Source organism: Candidatus Pantoea edessiphila (assembly GCF_002933315.1).
GTDB lineage: Bacteria > Pseudomonadota > Gammaproteobacteria > Enterobacterales > Enterobacteriaceae > Pantoea_C.
Genome location: NZ_PDKT01000006.1, coordinates 34,252 through 49,430, shown reverse-complemented (window position 1 = coordinate 49,430; position 15,179 = coordinate 34,252). Strand labels below are relative to the sequence as shown.

The following is a 15,179-nucleotide window of genomic DNA, read 5'->3' as shown; positions in this document are numbered from 1 at the left end:
GTGTTTTTGATTTTAAGCATTGAGATTAATAAATGTTAATTAGCATTATTGATGTCATTAATAACGTATTAATAATGAATTAAACACTTTTGTACTACTTTTAGCTTGTTCCAGATTGTTAAAGAACCAATTATAAATATACATAAAATTAATTGATTATACAAGATATATTATGGCGTCCCCTAGGGGATTCGAACCCCTGTTGCCGCCGTGAAAGGGCGATGTCCTAAGCCTCTAGACGAAGGGGACGATATAAAAATAATTAAATATGTGATTATTTATTAAAATATTTAATTTAAATATTAATTTAACTACCAATTATGATATGTTTATAATTTTTGCATATTCAATAAATCTTACTATCCTTTGTTTTTAAGAAATAGTCAAGTATTTATTTATTAATAATAATAATTATTTTAATTTTTTAAAATAATTAATGAAAATTCTTACTTCTTCCCAATCCGTATATTCAATATTACAATTAGAATTTGTTTCTCCACCTGTTAACAGCATAATAATTTGAATTACAATTTTATTAAACCAATTATAATTTGAGTATTGTAATGCCCCAGCAAATACGGCACAACAATTGGGCTTCCATGGGGAACCCTTTAAAAATTTATAAGTATAAATATTAGTACGTGGGGAATTTTTTTCAATTTTACGAGCTGTAAGATTAACAGAAAAAAAACCACTAATTAATTTTTTTATAGCAAATAAATTAAGTTGTATAAATTTATTAAGTATAGGGTTAAAATGACCGTAGTGAATAGAAGCGCCAATTAAAATACGATCATATTGTTTCCAATTAAAATTTATATTCATAGCATCTGTAATATTTATTACATCACATAACTGATAATAACTAATATTATCTGCTATGTAAGTAGCTATTTTTTTAGTTTGCCCATAACGACTACAAAAAATAATTAGTGCTTTCATGATTAGGATAATCCTTATTATAGGATCTTATATTGTTTAGATATTATATTTTAGTATATTAAAATGTATTAATTTAATAGAATTTCTTTAATTATAATATTGATATAATAAATATACTAAAATTCAATATATTTAATTTAATTATTTTTTTCTATGTAATGAGAATAAGAAAATAATTTATTTTTTAAAAATTTATTTGAGAAAAATAAACCAATTTGTAATAAAAAGTATAATGAAACAGCAAGAAAAATTTGAGAAATTACATCTGGTGTTAATAACATTCCAATAATAAAAGTACTAATAAAAATATATGAACGATTTTTTTTTAAATTTTCAGTATTAGTAATACCAGCCCAACATAATAATGTAATAACTATAGGTATTTCAAAAGAGAGACCGCAAACAATAAACAACCATATTACAAAATTGAAGTAGTTAGTAATATCTGTAGCAAAAGTAATCCCTTTTGGTAAGGTTTTAATAAAAAATTTAAATGTTGTTGGTAAAATAATAAAATATGCAAATATTATACCAATATAAAATAAGAAAGTTCCAAATATGATTATATATTTTAATAACGTACGTTCATGATTATACAATGCAGGAGCAACAAATACCCATATTTGATAAAAAACTATAGGAACTGAAATAAAAATTGATACAATAAATGTAATTTTTATTGGAGTAATAAATGAAGAAGTAATGTCAGTTGTGATCATTTTTGTGCCAATAGGCATTTGATGTATTAGTGGTAATGCCACTAAATTATAGATATCATTTGCAAAGTATATAAGTGCTAAAAAAATTATAACAATTGCAATAAGACAATTTAACAAACGTTTGCGAAGTTCAATTAAATGATCTACAAAAAGTTGATTATTTTCAATAATCATTATTATTTATCACTCATTATAAAATGTATACTATTGTTATATAAATTAAATTTTAATTTTTGTTTTATAATTTATCATTTTTAAAATTAAATAATGTGTTAACATTATTTATAATTTTTGAAAAATAATTAGATGCTTGGTTAATATTTTGATATAATAAGATAAAGTTATTTATATTATTAAATTTTGTACTTTTAATATCTATATTATTCTTATTTATATCTTTTTTATGATATTCTATCATTAAATATTTAAATTTTTTTGTAAAATGCTCTTGCAAATCAATAACATCTTTTATTTTTATTTTGTTTTGTAAATTTTCTAATTCAAACATAGAAACAATTCCATATTTTATACTCAATAATAATTTATTAAATATCTTAACTAAATTTATAGTATTTTTTATCGCAATAGGCGATCTTTGTGGTCCTAATATAATTAATCCTATAACAAATAATAATATGAACTCTCTAAAATTAAAATTTAACACAAACTATACCTTATCATTGTTTTTTTCATCATCTAACAAATTTTTTGGTTTATTTATAATTATATTGTCTCTTTTTTTTAATGTTTTATCTCCATCATCATCTTCATTCATTGCTTTTTTAAAACCACGAATAGAAGCACCTAAATCTTCACCGAGATTTCTTAACTTATCAGTACCAAATAATAGTACAACGATCATAGCAATAATTAATAATTGCCAAATACTAATGCCATCCATTCAATACCTTCCAAATAATAACAGGCTAATAAATGTATTTTAAATTTCATTTATTTTCATAAAAATTAATTTATTATTTTAATAAAAATATAACTATTTATTTTTTTATTATTACAAGATATGACTTATGCAGTAAATTATTTCTATAAGAATAAGTTAAACTATAAAATAACAATAATCAAAGATGTACTATATTTCAGTATAAAAAATATTGAATAATCATTAGTTTTTACGATATAAAAATATAATAAAAACATATGTTTATTGATTATAAATAATAAAAATTTATAATCATATATTAATTAATTTCAATAATTAATTAATATTTAAATTAACTTATATTACAATTTATATTTTTGTTTAAAATAATTATATAAAATAATACAGGATGATTAATCTATTAACTAAATCAAATAAAATTTATTTTTCTGATATTATAAGTTTAAAAAAATAATTAAATTTATTTATAATTTCTTCTTAAGAATAGTAATTTTTATTATTTCATAATATATGAATAATAGATAAAGAAAAGATATGCTATTTATTTTTTGACGTTTTCTGTTAAAGAAGATTTATTAACTAAATCTATATCAATAGCACACTTAATATCAACACCTAATTGACGAAATTTCTCAGTTTGTTTGATAATATTACCTCGACCTTCTGCAAGTTTTTTCATTGCTTCTTTGTAACTATTATATGTTTTATCGAGATTATATCCTATATTATTCATTTCATCGACAAATAATCTTATTTTATCATATAGTTTTGATGCACTATCTACGATATGATGGACATTTTGATTTTGATGTTCATTATTCCATAAATTATGGATAGTTCGCAAAACTACTAGTAAAGTAGTAGGACTAACCAACATAATATTTTGTTTTAGAGCTTCAAATAATAAACTAGGTTCTCGATCTATTGCCAGTAGAAATGCTTGTTCAATAGGAATAAACATTAATATATAGTCAAGTGAACGTAAATTAGGCAAATCTTGATAATTTTTTTTACTTAATAAACGTATATGAGTTTTTATTGCATTAATATGTTCTTTAATAGCTTTTTCACTTTCAATATCGTCTTTTGAATTAAAATACTTTTCGTATGCTAACAATATCATTTTAGAATCCACTATTATATCTTTACCTTTAGGTAGTCTAATTATTATATCTGGTCTAATTTTACTATTTTGATCAGATTTTATACTAATTTGTGTTTCATATTCATAACCTTCACGTAATCCAGCTGATTCTAAAATGCGACTTAAAATAATCTCTCCACAATTTCCTCTAAATTTACTATTTCCTTTTAAAGCATTTGCAAGGTTAATAGTTGATTGAGTAATATTTGAATTGAGTTTTTGCATCTCTTTTATTTCATTATTTAAAATATGTCTCTCGTTTACCTCCATTCTAATACTATCATGTAATTGATTAAGGCATTTATTTACTTGCTCTTGTAGTGGATTAATTATATTACTTACATATTTTATAATTTCTCTATTTTTTTCGATTTTATTTGTTAAAATAAGTTTATTATTTTTAGTTTGCCAGTATTGTAAATATTTATTTTTAATATTTATTGATTTATTTAATTGATAAATTTTATTTTTACTTATTACAAATAATTGCCTAAATTTTTTTATTTTTTTCTGTTGGTATTGAATGTCTTGCTCCAATATTTTAATTTTAGTTAAGAGCTTAGATAATTCACGATTATATCTCAGTTTTGAAATTATAAAACCGGTAATTAACGCAATTAATGATATTAATATAATCATAACATTTTAATTTACAATATTTCCTTATTAGTTTGAAGTGATAATATGTAATTTTTAATACGAAATAATTTGATATAAAATACAAATTTAATAAACATAATAAAAATTTTCATATTACAATTTTATAAAAAAGATAATAATACATTAATACATTTTATTTGTATAATGTTGATTAATACAATATTTGAATACTATATTATTATAATAAGAGGATATATTAATACGTAATATATACTAATTATTTAAATTAACAATATTTTTATTAAAATTAATATAGATTTAAAATAATTTTAAATGTTTCAAAAAATTTATATTCTAATTAATTTATAAAAAAAGGCGCCTAGCAGCGCCAAAATATTTCTTAACTGATAAAAACTAAAACTATAATGAATTTTCTTATTCATTACGTAAACTTATTGCTGCTTTTACCATATTTTCTAATGATTTTTTTACTTCAACCCAACTACGAGTTTTTAATCCACAATCTGGATTAACCCATAAACGTTCTTGTGGAATATATTGAGAAGCTTTTTCTAGTAACTTTTTTATAGATTCTACACTAGGTATATTTGGTGAATGAATATCATATACTCCAGGTCCAATTTCATTTGGATATTTAAAAAAGTCAAATGACTTTAATAAATCCATGTCTGAACGTGAAGTTTCAATAGTTATAACATCAGCATCCATTTCTGCTATAGCACTCATGATGTCATTAAATTCACAATAACACATATGTGTATGTATTTGGGTGCTATCATCTACACCTGATGAGGTAATACGAAAAGCATGAATTGCCCAATCTAAATAACTCTTCCAATTTGATTTATGAAGAGGTAATCCTTCACGTAATGCAGGTTCATCAATTTGAATAATTCCAATACCAACTTTTTCTAAAGATTCTACTTCATCTCTTAACGCTAAAGCTATCTGTTTAACTATTATATCTTTTGGTATATCTTCACGTATAAAAGACCAATGTAAAATAGTTACTGGACCAGTTAACATTCCTTTTACTGGTTTTTTAGTCAGAGATTGTGCATACTTAGCATATTTAGTAGTAATATTTTTTGGACGAGAAATATCTCCTATAATTATTGGTGGTTTTACACAACGAGAACCATAACTTTGTATCCAACCATTTTTTGTAAAAACAAATCCATCTAGATGTTTGCTAAAATACTCAACCATATCACTTCTTTCTGATTCACCATGCACTAATACATCTATTCCTAGATGTTCTTGTTCTATTATAGTTTGTTTTATGTTTTTAAAAATACTTTCTTGATAATTTTGTTGATCTAATTTTCCTTGCTTAAATTGTAAACGTAATTTACGAATTTCAGAAGTTTGTGGAAAAGAGCCAATTGTAGTTGTTGGCCATATTGGCAAATTAAATCTTTTACGTTGTATTTTGACACGATCTTTATATGAACTATTACGTTTTATGTTATATATAGAAATATTTTCAATACGTTTTTTTACAATGGGATTACTAACCTTATTTGAAATAGAATGAGAATAAATTGGTTTACTCCAGTTTTCTATTAAAGATCTATCATTATTATTAAGGGCATCTCTTAGTAAAGAAAGTTCTGTACATTTTTGTATTGCAAATGAAAACCAACTTTTTATTTCTATATCTAGATCTTTTTCATACCTTAAATCCATTGGAGAATGTAATAAAGAACATGATGTTCCAATCCATAAATGTTGACGTTGATTTATTAGAGGCTGTATGTAATTAAAGCAAGTAATTAAATTGGTGCGCCAAATATTACGTCCATTAATCACACCTAATGATAATACCCATGATTTAGGAATTTTTTTATTTAATATTTTAATATCATCGCTTCCATGAACTAAATCAACATGTAAACCTTGCACGGGAAGTTCACGAATTAAATCTATATTTTGATTAATACTGTCAAAATAAGTTGTAAGTAATAAACCATTTTTTAATTGCAATATGTCATATGCTTTTCTAAAAGCATCACACCATTCTTTTGTAAGTTCTAATGATAATATAGGCTCTTCAATTTGAATCCATTTAATACCTCGTTTTGTTATTTCAGATAAAACATCTTGATAAACTGATATAATATTTCCCAACAAAGATAATCGATTAAAATAGTTACCTTTAGTTTTACCTAACCATAAATATGTTATAGGACCTAACAATACAGGTTTTATTTTGTAATTTAATAATAATGCTTCATCAATTTCATCTAATAACTGCATCCATGTGATTCTAAAAGTCTGATGTTTTTCTAATTCTGGCACTATATAATGATAATTGCTATTAAACCATTTTGTCATTTCAGATGCACTAGTAGATTTTCCATTACGGGAAATACCACGAGCTATCAAAAATAAAGTATCTATATCTACATTATTATCTTGATTTTGATGTCTTTTCGGTATATTACCTAACAATAAACTAGTAGTTAACACATGGTCATACCAAGCAAAATCTCCTACAGGTAATAAATCTATACCAGATACTTCTTGTTGTTTCCAATGTCTTTTACGTAGTTCATAACCTATTTTTAGTAACTCTTTTTGATCAATATTACCAGACCAATAATTTTCTTGAGCTTTTTTTAGTTCCCGGTGTATACCAATACGAGGAAAACCGAGAGTATGGTTGATGATAGTCATTTTATTATTTCCTTTAAAAAACATTTTTTATATTCAAATTTAATCAATTATTATTTCTATAAATAAAGATAATTTTAAACTTATTTATATCTAATTTTTATTAAATTAAATTTTATTAAATATAAAATATATTTATAAAGTTATTTATAAAAATTTAAATAACAAAACGTAATTTTGATGATATAACTGATATTACATTCTTAATTAATTAATAAAAATATCATATTTAATTCATAATATAATTTTTAATCAAGAATACAACGTTATAATAAAGATTAAATAATTACATTAATTTTAATAAAATTAATGTAATTATTTAGTTGATTAAGTAATATTATTTGCATAAGATATACATTTTATTAGAACAGATAGATTTTTTTCAAAAAAATTAAATACTATCTAATATTTTAATAGATATATACTAATTTTAAATTATTTAATATTAGTAAAAATAACAAATCAAAAATCTATAACCAATTTTTATGTTTAAAATAAAGATAAGGTGCTACTCCAACTATAATCATTAAGAAAATTACAGCTGGGTAACCAAAACTCCATTTTAATTCTGGCATAAATTCAAAATTCATACCATAACTTGATGCTAAAAGTGTAGGAGGTAAAAACATTACTGAAACGACTGAAAATATTTTAATAATACGGTTTTGTTCAATATTTATTAATCCCATTGCTGCTTGCATCAAAAAGTTAACTTTTTGAAATAAAGACTCATTATGAGGTAATAAAGATTCAATATCTCTAAGTATTTCACGTGCTTGCTCTAATTGATTAGTAGGCAAACGACCTTTTCTTAATAAGAAATTAAGTGCTCTTTGAGTATCCATTAGACATAATCTAACTTTCCAGCTTACATCTTCTAATTCAGCTAAACATGAAAGTGATGCATTATATTCTTCACCTTGTTGACCTTCCATTACTACACGACTAAGCTTTTCCAAAGCGCTATAAATACTTTCGATTTCATCTGCTAATTGTTCAATTTTGGTTTCAAATAAATCTAATAAGAGCTCAAAAGCGTTACCATCAATTAGTGTTTGATTACGTGCTCTCATACGATATAAACGAAAAGCTGGTAGCTCCCTTTCACGTAATGTATACAGTCTTCCTTCTCGAACTATAAAAGCTACAGTAGAATTACCAGCATGATCTTCAGCATCTTCATAAAAAAAGAATGAATGAATATGCAAACCATCCTCATCTTCAAAAAAACGAGCTGAAGCTTCAATATCTTCTAGTTCTGGACGTGTTGCTAAATTTTGTCCTAATTCATATTGTACTAATTTACGTTCATTTTCTTCTGGTTCAACTAGGTCTACCCAAATTGATGATATTAATTTATCTTCTGCTTCAATATCTAATCTTGTGAGACGACCGCTATTTAATTTAAATGCATTTAGCATATTAATTCCATCACAATTTTTATTAATTAAATTAAATATATTAAATATTTTAATAATTATTGATTAATAAAAAACAATATATAAATAACAAATAAAATAATATTATCAACAATTACATAACAATTAAAATATTTAACAACTATACGGATATATGTATTATTAAATAATATTTTGTTTTTTTTGATTATTGATTATAAGTATATATACTAGATAAATATTATAAAAATATTAAGATTAATTGCAAATATAAACAACAAATAAGCATAATATATCTCATTATAGTTAATAAAAAATAAGAAAATTTTTATTTCCTATATATTTTTTCTATACAATCTGGTGGTAGCTCTTTAATAAAACGTGAGGGACGACAATAAATTTCTTTACCATATAATCGGCGAGTTTTAGTATAAGTTAACGTAAGTTCAAGCATTGCCCTGGTTATTCCAACATAAGTTAAACGACGTTCTTCTTCCAGCATGATATTTTCATGCATAGACATTCTACTTGGTAACATTCCTTCCTCTACACCAACGATAAATACATGACTAAATTCTAATCCTTTAGCTGAATGTAATGTCATAAGTTGCACTACATTATTATTCCATTTATCTTCAGTGTGATTTTTATCGTTTTCTAATACAGAGTAAGATAGAAATGCTTGTAAAGGAGTTAAATCATCATCTTTATAATTAAATTGCTGAGTAGCATTGACTAGTTCTTGAAGATTTTCAATACGGTTATGAGATTTTCCTGTTTTTTGCTCATACATTGACCATAAACCAGAGTCTTTAATAACTTTATCTGTTTGCTTATGCAATGATAATCCGATAGTTTCATTTACTAAACTAGATATTAAATCAAAAAAAGATTTCAATGATACAATTGCACGTTTCGTTAATAAATCAGATGTTAATAAAATATTAGCAGATTCCCACAATGTTAATTTTTCTTGTCTAGCAAATTCACGTATTATATTAATTGTACGATCACCAATACCGCGTTGAGGAGTATTTATTATACGTTCAAAAGCAATGTCGTCATTTCTATTATTTATGATACGTAAATATGCAAGTACATCTTTAATTTCTTGACGTTCAAAAAACCTCATACCACCATAGATACGGTATGGAATTTTTTTGTATAAAAGCACTTCTTCTAATATACGTGATTGAGCATTGCTACGATAAAGAATTGCACAATCTAATAATTTATTATTTTTTTGATACAGTGATTGTATGCAATTTGTTACAAAATTAGCTTCATCTAGTTCATTAAAAGCACAGTAAATAGAAATAGGTACACCTTCTGTTCTTTTTGTCCATAATTTTTTACCTAGGCGTATATTATTATTAGAAATAAGCGCATTTGCTGTACGTAAGATTTTATTTGTAGATCGATAATTTTGTTCAAGTCTTATGATATCTGTATTAGGAAAGTCAATTAAAAAACGTTGTATATTTTTAATTTGTGCACCTCTCCAACCGTATATTGATTGATCATCATCGCCTACTATTATCACTCTACCATGTTTGCCTACTAATATACGAGTCCATTCATATTGAATACTATTAGTGTCTTGAAATTCATCAACCAAAATATTTGTAAATCTTTTCTGATAATATTCAAGAATGTTAGGCTTATTAAGCCAAAGCTCATAACTACGTAAAATTATTTCTGCAAAGTCAACTAAACCTGCACGATCACATGCTTTTTGATATTCTTGATAAATATATTTCCAAGTTTTATCTATAAAATTATTGTGTTCAATACTTTTTGGACGTAATCCTTTATCTTTTTTGTTATTTATATACCACATAGCTCTATTAACTGACCACTTTTTTTCATCAAAATTCATGTTTTTTATTAATGATTTGATAAAACGAAATTGATCATCATTATCTAAGATTTGAAAATTTTTAGGCAAATTCGCTTCAGCATAATGTATCCTAAGTACACGATGAGCTAAACTATGGAAAGTACCAATCCATAATTTATCTTTATTAAAATTAATTAATTTATTTATACGGTTATGTATTTCTAAAACAGCTTTATTCGTAAAAGTTACAGCTAAAATTGAATTTGGAGAACAATTTTCTATAGATAATAACCAAGCAATACGATGCACTATGATTCTTGTTTTTCCACTACCAGCACCTGCTAATACTAACAAATTACTTCTTGGTGCTGAAACAGCTTCCCGTTGTTTGTCATTTAAATTTTCTAGAATTTTTAAAATTTCCATGTTTTAATTACAAATTATTAAACAATATATAAAACAAATATAAATTTATTATAATAAATGAAAAAATAATTTTTTTGATTTTTTATTTAATTTTACAAAAAATATTCTTTATGAGAGAGAAATATAAGTCAATTTAAAATATGAATATATTTAATATCAAATTATTAACGTTTATAAAAATATTATATCATCTATTAATTTAACATATAACTGATACATCATTAGTTTTTATGCAATATTTATAAATATCTTTAAAGTTAAAATAGCTTATTATAAGTTTACATTATATATTACTTGTAATTATATGTATATATAACCATCATACACATGTGTTGCTGGACCAGTCATATAAATTGGTTTTCCAATACCATTCCATGATACAGATAATGTTCCTCCAATTAAATTTACACTTACCTTAGATGATAAAATACCTTGTATGATTCCACAAGCTACGGCAGCACAAGCACCACTACCACAAGCATATGTTTCTCCAACACCTCTCTCATATACACGAAGACGAATGTTTTCATTATTAACAACTTCCATAAAATTAACATTTGTAGATTCTGGAAAATAGCTATGCTTCTCTATTAATGGACCTAAAAAATTTACTTGAGCAGTTTTTATATCCTGTACTTGAATGACACAATGTGGATTACCAATTGATACCATACCAAATTTAAAACATCTATCATCAATTTCTATAGAATAAAGTTCTTGAGTTTGACACATTTTTAATGGTATCTTGCTTGGTTCAAATATTGGTTCATTCATATCTACACATACTAAATTATCATGAATAATTTCTAATATCATATTTGTAGTTTTTGTAGTTACCTTAATATTATTTTTATTTGTTAAACCTTTTAATTTGACAAAGATAGCAAAACAACGAGCTCCATTTCCACATTGAAATACTTCAGTTCCATTGGAATTAAATATTCTATAATGAAAATCAAAATCAGGATTATGAGATGATTCAACAATTAATAATTGATCAAATCCAACACCTATGTGACGATTAGATATTTTATTAATCATTTCCTTTGATAAATTAAATTTTTGCGTTATGGCATCTATTATCATAAAATCATTTCCTATGCCATGCATTTTAGAGAATTGAATTCTTTGTTCCATATAAATACCGTTATAAATTAATTAGCAATTTATTTTTTATTTATCAAATATTTAAAAGTAATTATTAAAGTATTACTTTTTAAATTTTAAATAAAAAATAAACTGATCATGAGACTTATATCATGTGCAATTTTATAAATAATTGTCAATATGAATAATAAGTTATTGTTTGTGAAGTTATAATAGATACACTGGATGTAAAGCATATTAAATTTACTTTAAATAATATATTGTTTAGTGTTATTTAGTTTAAAAAACCTATTAATTTATTAGAGTTTTTTATTTTTACTTTTAATAACTCATTATTTATTTCATTAATAATTTTTTTTTTGTAATCTATATTTTGATCAAGAATTTTTAATTTTTCTTCATCCCAACCCCAATGCCTTACTAAATTTAACAGAATTTTTCGTTTCCAGTTGATTTGTTGATTATTTATTTTAATACTTAATTTTTCTTTTACTTTAAAATAAAAACAACAACGGATCAGATTAAGACGTATATTATCTTTTATATCAGTTAAATAATTTGTTAAACGATTCAACATAATATAGTAGGGATCAAATCCATAAAAAATAATATTTCCTGAATGTAAATGTTTTTTAGTATACATAGATAATAATTCAGTATGTGGATATCGTAAAACATAAGATTCAATTAAAGATATTTTTAATAATGATTTATAAGGTGTATTAGCATTTTTATTTATTTGTAATAAGATTTCTTTAAAATATTCTTTAATTTGTATTAATTTAAGATTTCCTAAGTCTAACCATTCATTTTGTGTTAATATGCCATCACTATACAATGAATATACATATTCTTCATATCGATATTCTTCTCTATCTGGTATTACTGTCCACAAAATTCTTTTGCCTGCAATTCTCACTGAAGTACGATAAAATTCGTCTAAAAGAAATACATTGTAAATACTATTAATTTTTTGTTTGCTGAAACAATTTACTCTGCAATATTTAAAAATATTTTCATCAATTAAAAAAAAACTAATTTTTATACTCAATGAATTACACCATTTTTGTATTCTAGTACATTTGTAATTCAAATTTATAAGGTCATGCTTATCCAAGTGAGATTTATGGAATACCCAAATATCTAAATCTGATTTATCGTTTTGACCAATTGAAAATGTACTTCCCATAGAATAAATACCTGTAATTGGCATTTCATGTTTTGGTGATTTTAATTTACTATTACCTATTAATTGCAACAATAATTGATACTGATTTTTATCTGGTGTAAATAGATTGATCCCATAAGGTACTTTATTTTCTACATAACCAGGAATTAGTGGATGATGATAATGAAAAAAAATTGGTACTAAATTATAAATTTTTTGAAATATAGGACCTATAGTAGATAATGTGCGATTAACGCGAAATGTATGAGCAGCATCTAATCGTTGATTTATAATGTGTATATTATGGATACAAAATTCTTTTATCACTTGATAATTACTGTATTAATTTATTTATTATATAATTAGTTAATTATATAATGGTAATATTTTTATTGCAAACAATAACAAAAACATATAACTAAAGATATAAATTTATATTTTTGTTCTAATTTGTTTATAATTAGTATACTAAGATGTATATATTATTAAGATATTTTAAAATATGAAGATTAACCATAATTAAAGATAATTGATTATATGTTAAAAAAGATTTTAAAAGTTGCAACAAGGAAAAGTCCTCTTGCTATATGGCAAGCAACATATATAAAAAAACGTCTTAATAAAATATATCCTGGCTTAAAGGTAAAATTAGTTCCGATAGTTACTAAAGGGGATATTATACTTGATAGGCTTATATTGAAAGTAGGTGGTAAAAGTGTTTTTGTTAAAGAACTTGAACAATTAATAATAGAACATCGAGTTGATTTAGCAGTACACTCAATAAAAGATTTACCTGCAATTTTTCCCGATGGTTTAGGTTTGGTAACTATATGTGAAAGGGACAGCCCTCATGATGTCATAGTGTCTCAGAATTACCAATCTATAGAAGATTTACCAAAAGGTGCAATCATAGGTACATCAAGTCTTCGTAGAGGATGTCAGATTATTTCTTATCGTCCAGATCTATTAATACGTTCAATAAGAGGTAATATAGGTACTAGACTAAGTAAATTGGATATAGGTCAATATGATGCAATAATTATAGCTGCTGCTGGATTAAATAGATTAGGTTTAACAAATAGAATTAATCAAATATTACCTACTAGTGTTTTATTACCAGCAGTTGGTCAAGGTGCAATAGGTATTGAATGTCGTCTAGATGATAATAATTTAATTGATTTATTAAAAGTATTAAATCATGATGACACTGAAGTATGTATAAAAGCAGAACGTGCAATGAATAAGCATTTACAGGGTGGATGTGAATTGCCTATTGCAAGCTTAGCAATTCTTGAAGGTGATACTATATGGATACGTGGTTTAATTGGAACACCTGATGGCAGTATCCTGATTAAGAAAGAAATTCGAGGTTCTCGTTTTCAATCAGAACAAGTAGGAATATTACTTGCAGAAAAATTACTTACCAGTGGAGGAAGTAAAATTTTGAATAAATTATATAAAAATAAAATATTTAAATGACTATTTTAATCACTCGTCCTGAACCCGCTAATAAAGATCTTATTTTACGTCTAGAAACATCAGGAAAAAAAGCGTATAGTTTACCATTAATTGAATTTATACCAGGTAAAGATCTAGCTATTTTACCTTATTTTCTAACTAATATGTTATACTCTAGGGATTTAGTATTTATTCTATCACAGCAAGCTGTATATTTTGCTCAATCAGCATTACAAAGAATTGATATGTTATGGCCAATTAATTTAAACTATTACGCAATTGGTTACAAAACAGCTTTGTCTTTTAAAAAAGTTAGCAAATTAAATATCAATTATCCTATAGTTCAAGAAACAAGTGAAGAACTTATTAAATTGCTTATATTACAAAATGTACATAATAATAAAAGAGCTGTAATTTGTAGCGGATATCCCAGTAGAGGCTTTTTAAAGCAAGAACTTTCAAATCTTGATATAAAAGTATTTTTTATTGAATGTTATAAATCTATAAAAAAAAAATATGATGGATTTGCTGAAGGAAAACGTTTACGAAAATTAGGTATTAATACTTTAGTCGTTACTAGTAGTAATATGTTAAAACAGTTATTCTATTTATTTCCAGAAATTGATCGTGAAGAATGGTTACTTAAATGCAAACTGTTAGTTTTTAGCGAACGTATCTTGAATATGGCTAAGACACTAGGTTGGAAGGAGATTTATGTAACTGAAAAATGTAATAACGAACATATATTAAAAATACTATCTTAATTTGATTAATAACTCT

At 24.2% G+C, this 15,179-nt stretch carries 11 protein-coding genes, 1 tRNA gene and 1 pseudogene; 2 read left to right on the top strand and 11 right to left on the bottom strand.

The annotated features are described in order from the left end of the window. Window positions 1–173 precede the first annotated feature (173 nt). The 11 genes and pseudogenes from CRV12_RS03735 to CRV12_RS03690 form a co-directional block, all read right to left on the bottom strand. Window positions 174–249: transfer RNA gene (locus tag CRV12_RS03735), tRNA-Glu, on the bottom strand. Between the two features lie 162 nt (window positions 250–411). Further along, on the bottom strand, window positions 412–942 hold the full coding sequence (gene hemG, locus CRV12_RS03730) for a menaquinone-dependent protoporphyrinogen IX dehydrogenase (protein ID WP_136131299.1): 531 nt from the start codon (window positions 940–942) through the stop codon (window positions 412–414). A 137-nt stretch (window positions 943–1,079) separates the two neighbouring features. Continuing rightward, window positions 1,080–1,835 carry a twin-arginine translocase subunit TatC gene (gene tatC, locus CRV12_RS03725; RefSeq protein WP_136131298.1) on the bottom strand — a complete coding sequence of 252 codons (756 nt, stop codon included), beginning with the start codon at window positions 1,833–1,835 and terminating at the stop codon, window positions 1,080–1,082. 64 nt (window positions 1,836–1,899) lie between these two features. After that, window positions 1,900–2,325, bottom strand: a complete 426-nt coding sequence (locus CRV12_RS03970; protein ID WP_474117066.1) for a twin-arginine translocase TatA/TatE family subunit — start codon at window positions 2,323–2,325, stop codon at window positions 1,900–1,902. Window positions 2,326–2,328: 3 nt separating this feature from the next. Continuing rightward, complete coding sequence (tatA, locus tag CRV12_RS03720; protein WP_136131297.1) at window positions 2,329–2,562, bottom strand: twin-arginine translocase TatA/TatE family subunit; 234 nt, start codon at window positions 2,560–2,562, stop codon at window positions 2,329–2,331. Window positions 2,563–3,103: 541 nt separating this feature from the next. After that, a complete protein-coding gene (gene rmuC / locus CRV12_RS03715) occupies window positions 3,104–4,345 on the bottom strand; it encodes a DNA recombination protein RmuC (RefSeq protein WP_136131296.1) in 1,242 nt (413 codons plus the stop codon). Between the two features lie 396 nt (window positions 4,346–4,741). Then, window positions 4,742–7,006, bottom strand: coding sequence for a 5-methyltetrahydropteroyltriglutamate--homocysteine S-methyltransferase (gene metE, locus CRV12_RS03710; RefSeq protein WP_136131295.1), 2,265 nt, complete (start codon window positions 7,004–7,006; stop codon window positions 4,742–4,744). A gap of 467 nt (window positions 7,007–7,473) precedes the next feature. Continuing rightward, window positions 7,474–8,424: a magnesium/cobalt transporter CorA gene (gene corA, locus CRV12_RS03705; protein ID WP_136131294.1), complete on the bottom strand. Its 951-nt coding sequence runs from the start codon at window positions 8,422–8,424 to the stop codon at window positions 7,474–7,476. 316 nt (window positions 8,425–8,740) lie between these two features. Then, window positions 8,741–10,666, bottom strand: a pseudogene (uvrD, locus tag CRV12_RS03700) (DNA helicase II); the annotation flags it as partial. A gap of 300 nt (window positions 10,667–10,966) precedes the next feature. Then, a complete protein-coding gene (gene dapF, locus CRV12_RS03695; RefSeq protein ID WP_136131301.1) occupies window positions 10,967–11,791 on the bottom strand; it encodes a diaminopimelate epimerase in 825 nt (274 codons plus the stop codon). 256 nt (window positions 11,792–12,047) lie between these two features. Next, window positions 12,048–13,268, bottom strand: a complete 1,221-nt coding sequence (locus CRV12_RS03690; protein WP_136131292.1) for a class I adenylate cyclase — start codon at window positions 13,266–13,268, stop codon at window positions 12,048–12,050. Window positions 13,269–13,478: 210 nt separating this feature from the next. Between CRV12_RS03690 and hemC the strand changes: the two genes are divergently transcribed. Next, a complete protein-coding gene (hemC, locus tag CRV12_RS03685; RefSeq protein WP_136131291.1) occupies window positions 13,479–14,420 on the top strand; it encodes a hydroxymethylbilane synthase in 942 nt (313 codons plus the stop codon). After that, window positions 14,417–15,163, top strand: coding sequence for a uroporphyrinogen-III synthase (locus CRV12_RS03680; RefSeq protein WP_136131290.1), 747 nt, complete (start codon window positions 14,417–14,419; stop codon window positions 15,161–15,163). The genes hemC and CRV12_RS03680 overlap by 4 nt, the downstream gene beginning before the upstream one ends. The last annotated feature ends 16 nt before the right edge of the window (window positions 15,164–15,179 follow it).

What these genes read in the sequence shown, in the direction of transcription:
- metE (WP_136131295.1), bottom strand. Translation starts at nt 7,006, where the DNA reads ATGACTATCATCAACCATACTCTCGGTTTTCCTCGTATTGGTATACAC.
- CRV12_RS03680 (WP_136131290.1), top strand. Translation starts at nt 14,417, where the DNA reads ATGACTATTTTAATCACTCGTCCTGAACCCGCTAATAAAGATCTTATT.
- tatC (WP_136131298.1), bottom strand. Translation starts at nt 1,835, where the DNA reads ATGATTATTGAAAATAATCAACTTTTTGTAGATCATTTAATTGAACTT.
- tatA (WP_136131297.1), bottom strand. Translation starts at nt 2,562, where the DNA reads ATGGATGGCATTAGTATTTGGCAATTATTAATTATTGCTATGATCGTT.
- hemG (WP_136131299.1), bottom strand. Translation starts at nt 942, where the DNA reads ATGAAAGCACTAATTATTTTTTGTAGTCGTTATGGGCAAACTAAAAAA.
- corA (WP_136131294.1), bottom strand. Translation starts at nt 8,424, where the DNA reads ATGCTAAATGCATTTAAATTAAATAGCGGTCGTCTCACAAGATTAGAT.
- rmuC (WP_136131296.1), bottom strand. Translation starts at nt 4,345, where the DNA reads ATGATTATATTAATATCATTAATTGCGTTAATTACCGGTTTTATAATT.
- hemC (WP_136131291.1), top strand. Translation starts at nt 13,479, where the DNA reads ATGTTAAAAAAGATTTTAAAAGTTGCAACAAGGAAAAGTCCTCTTGCT.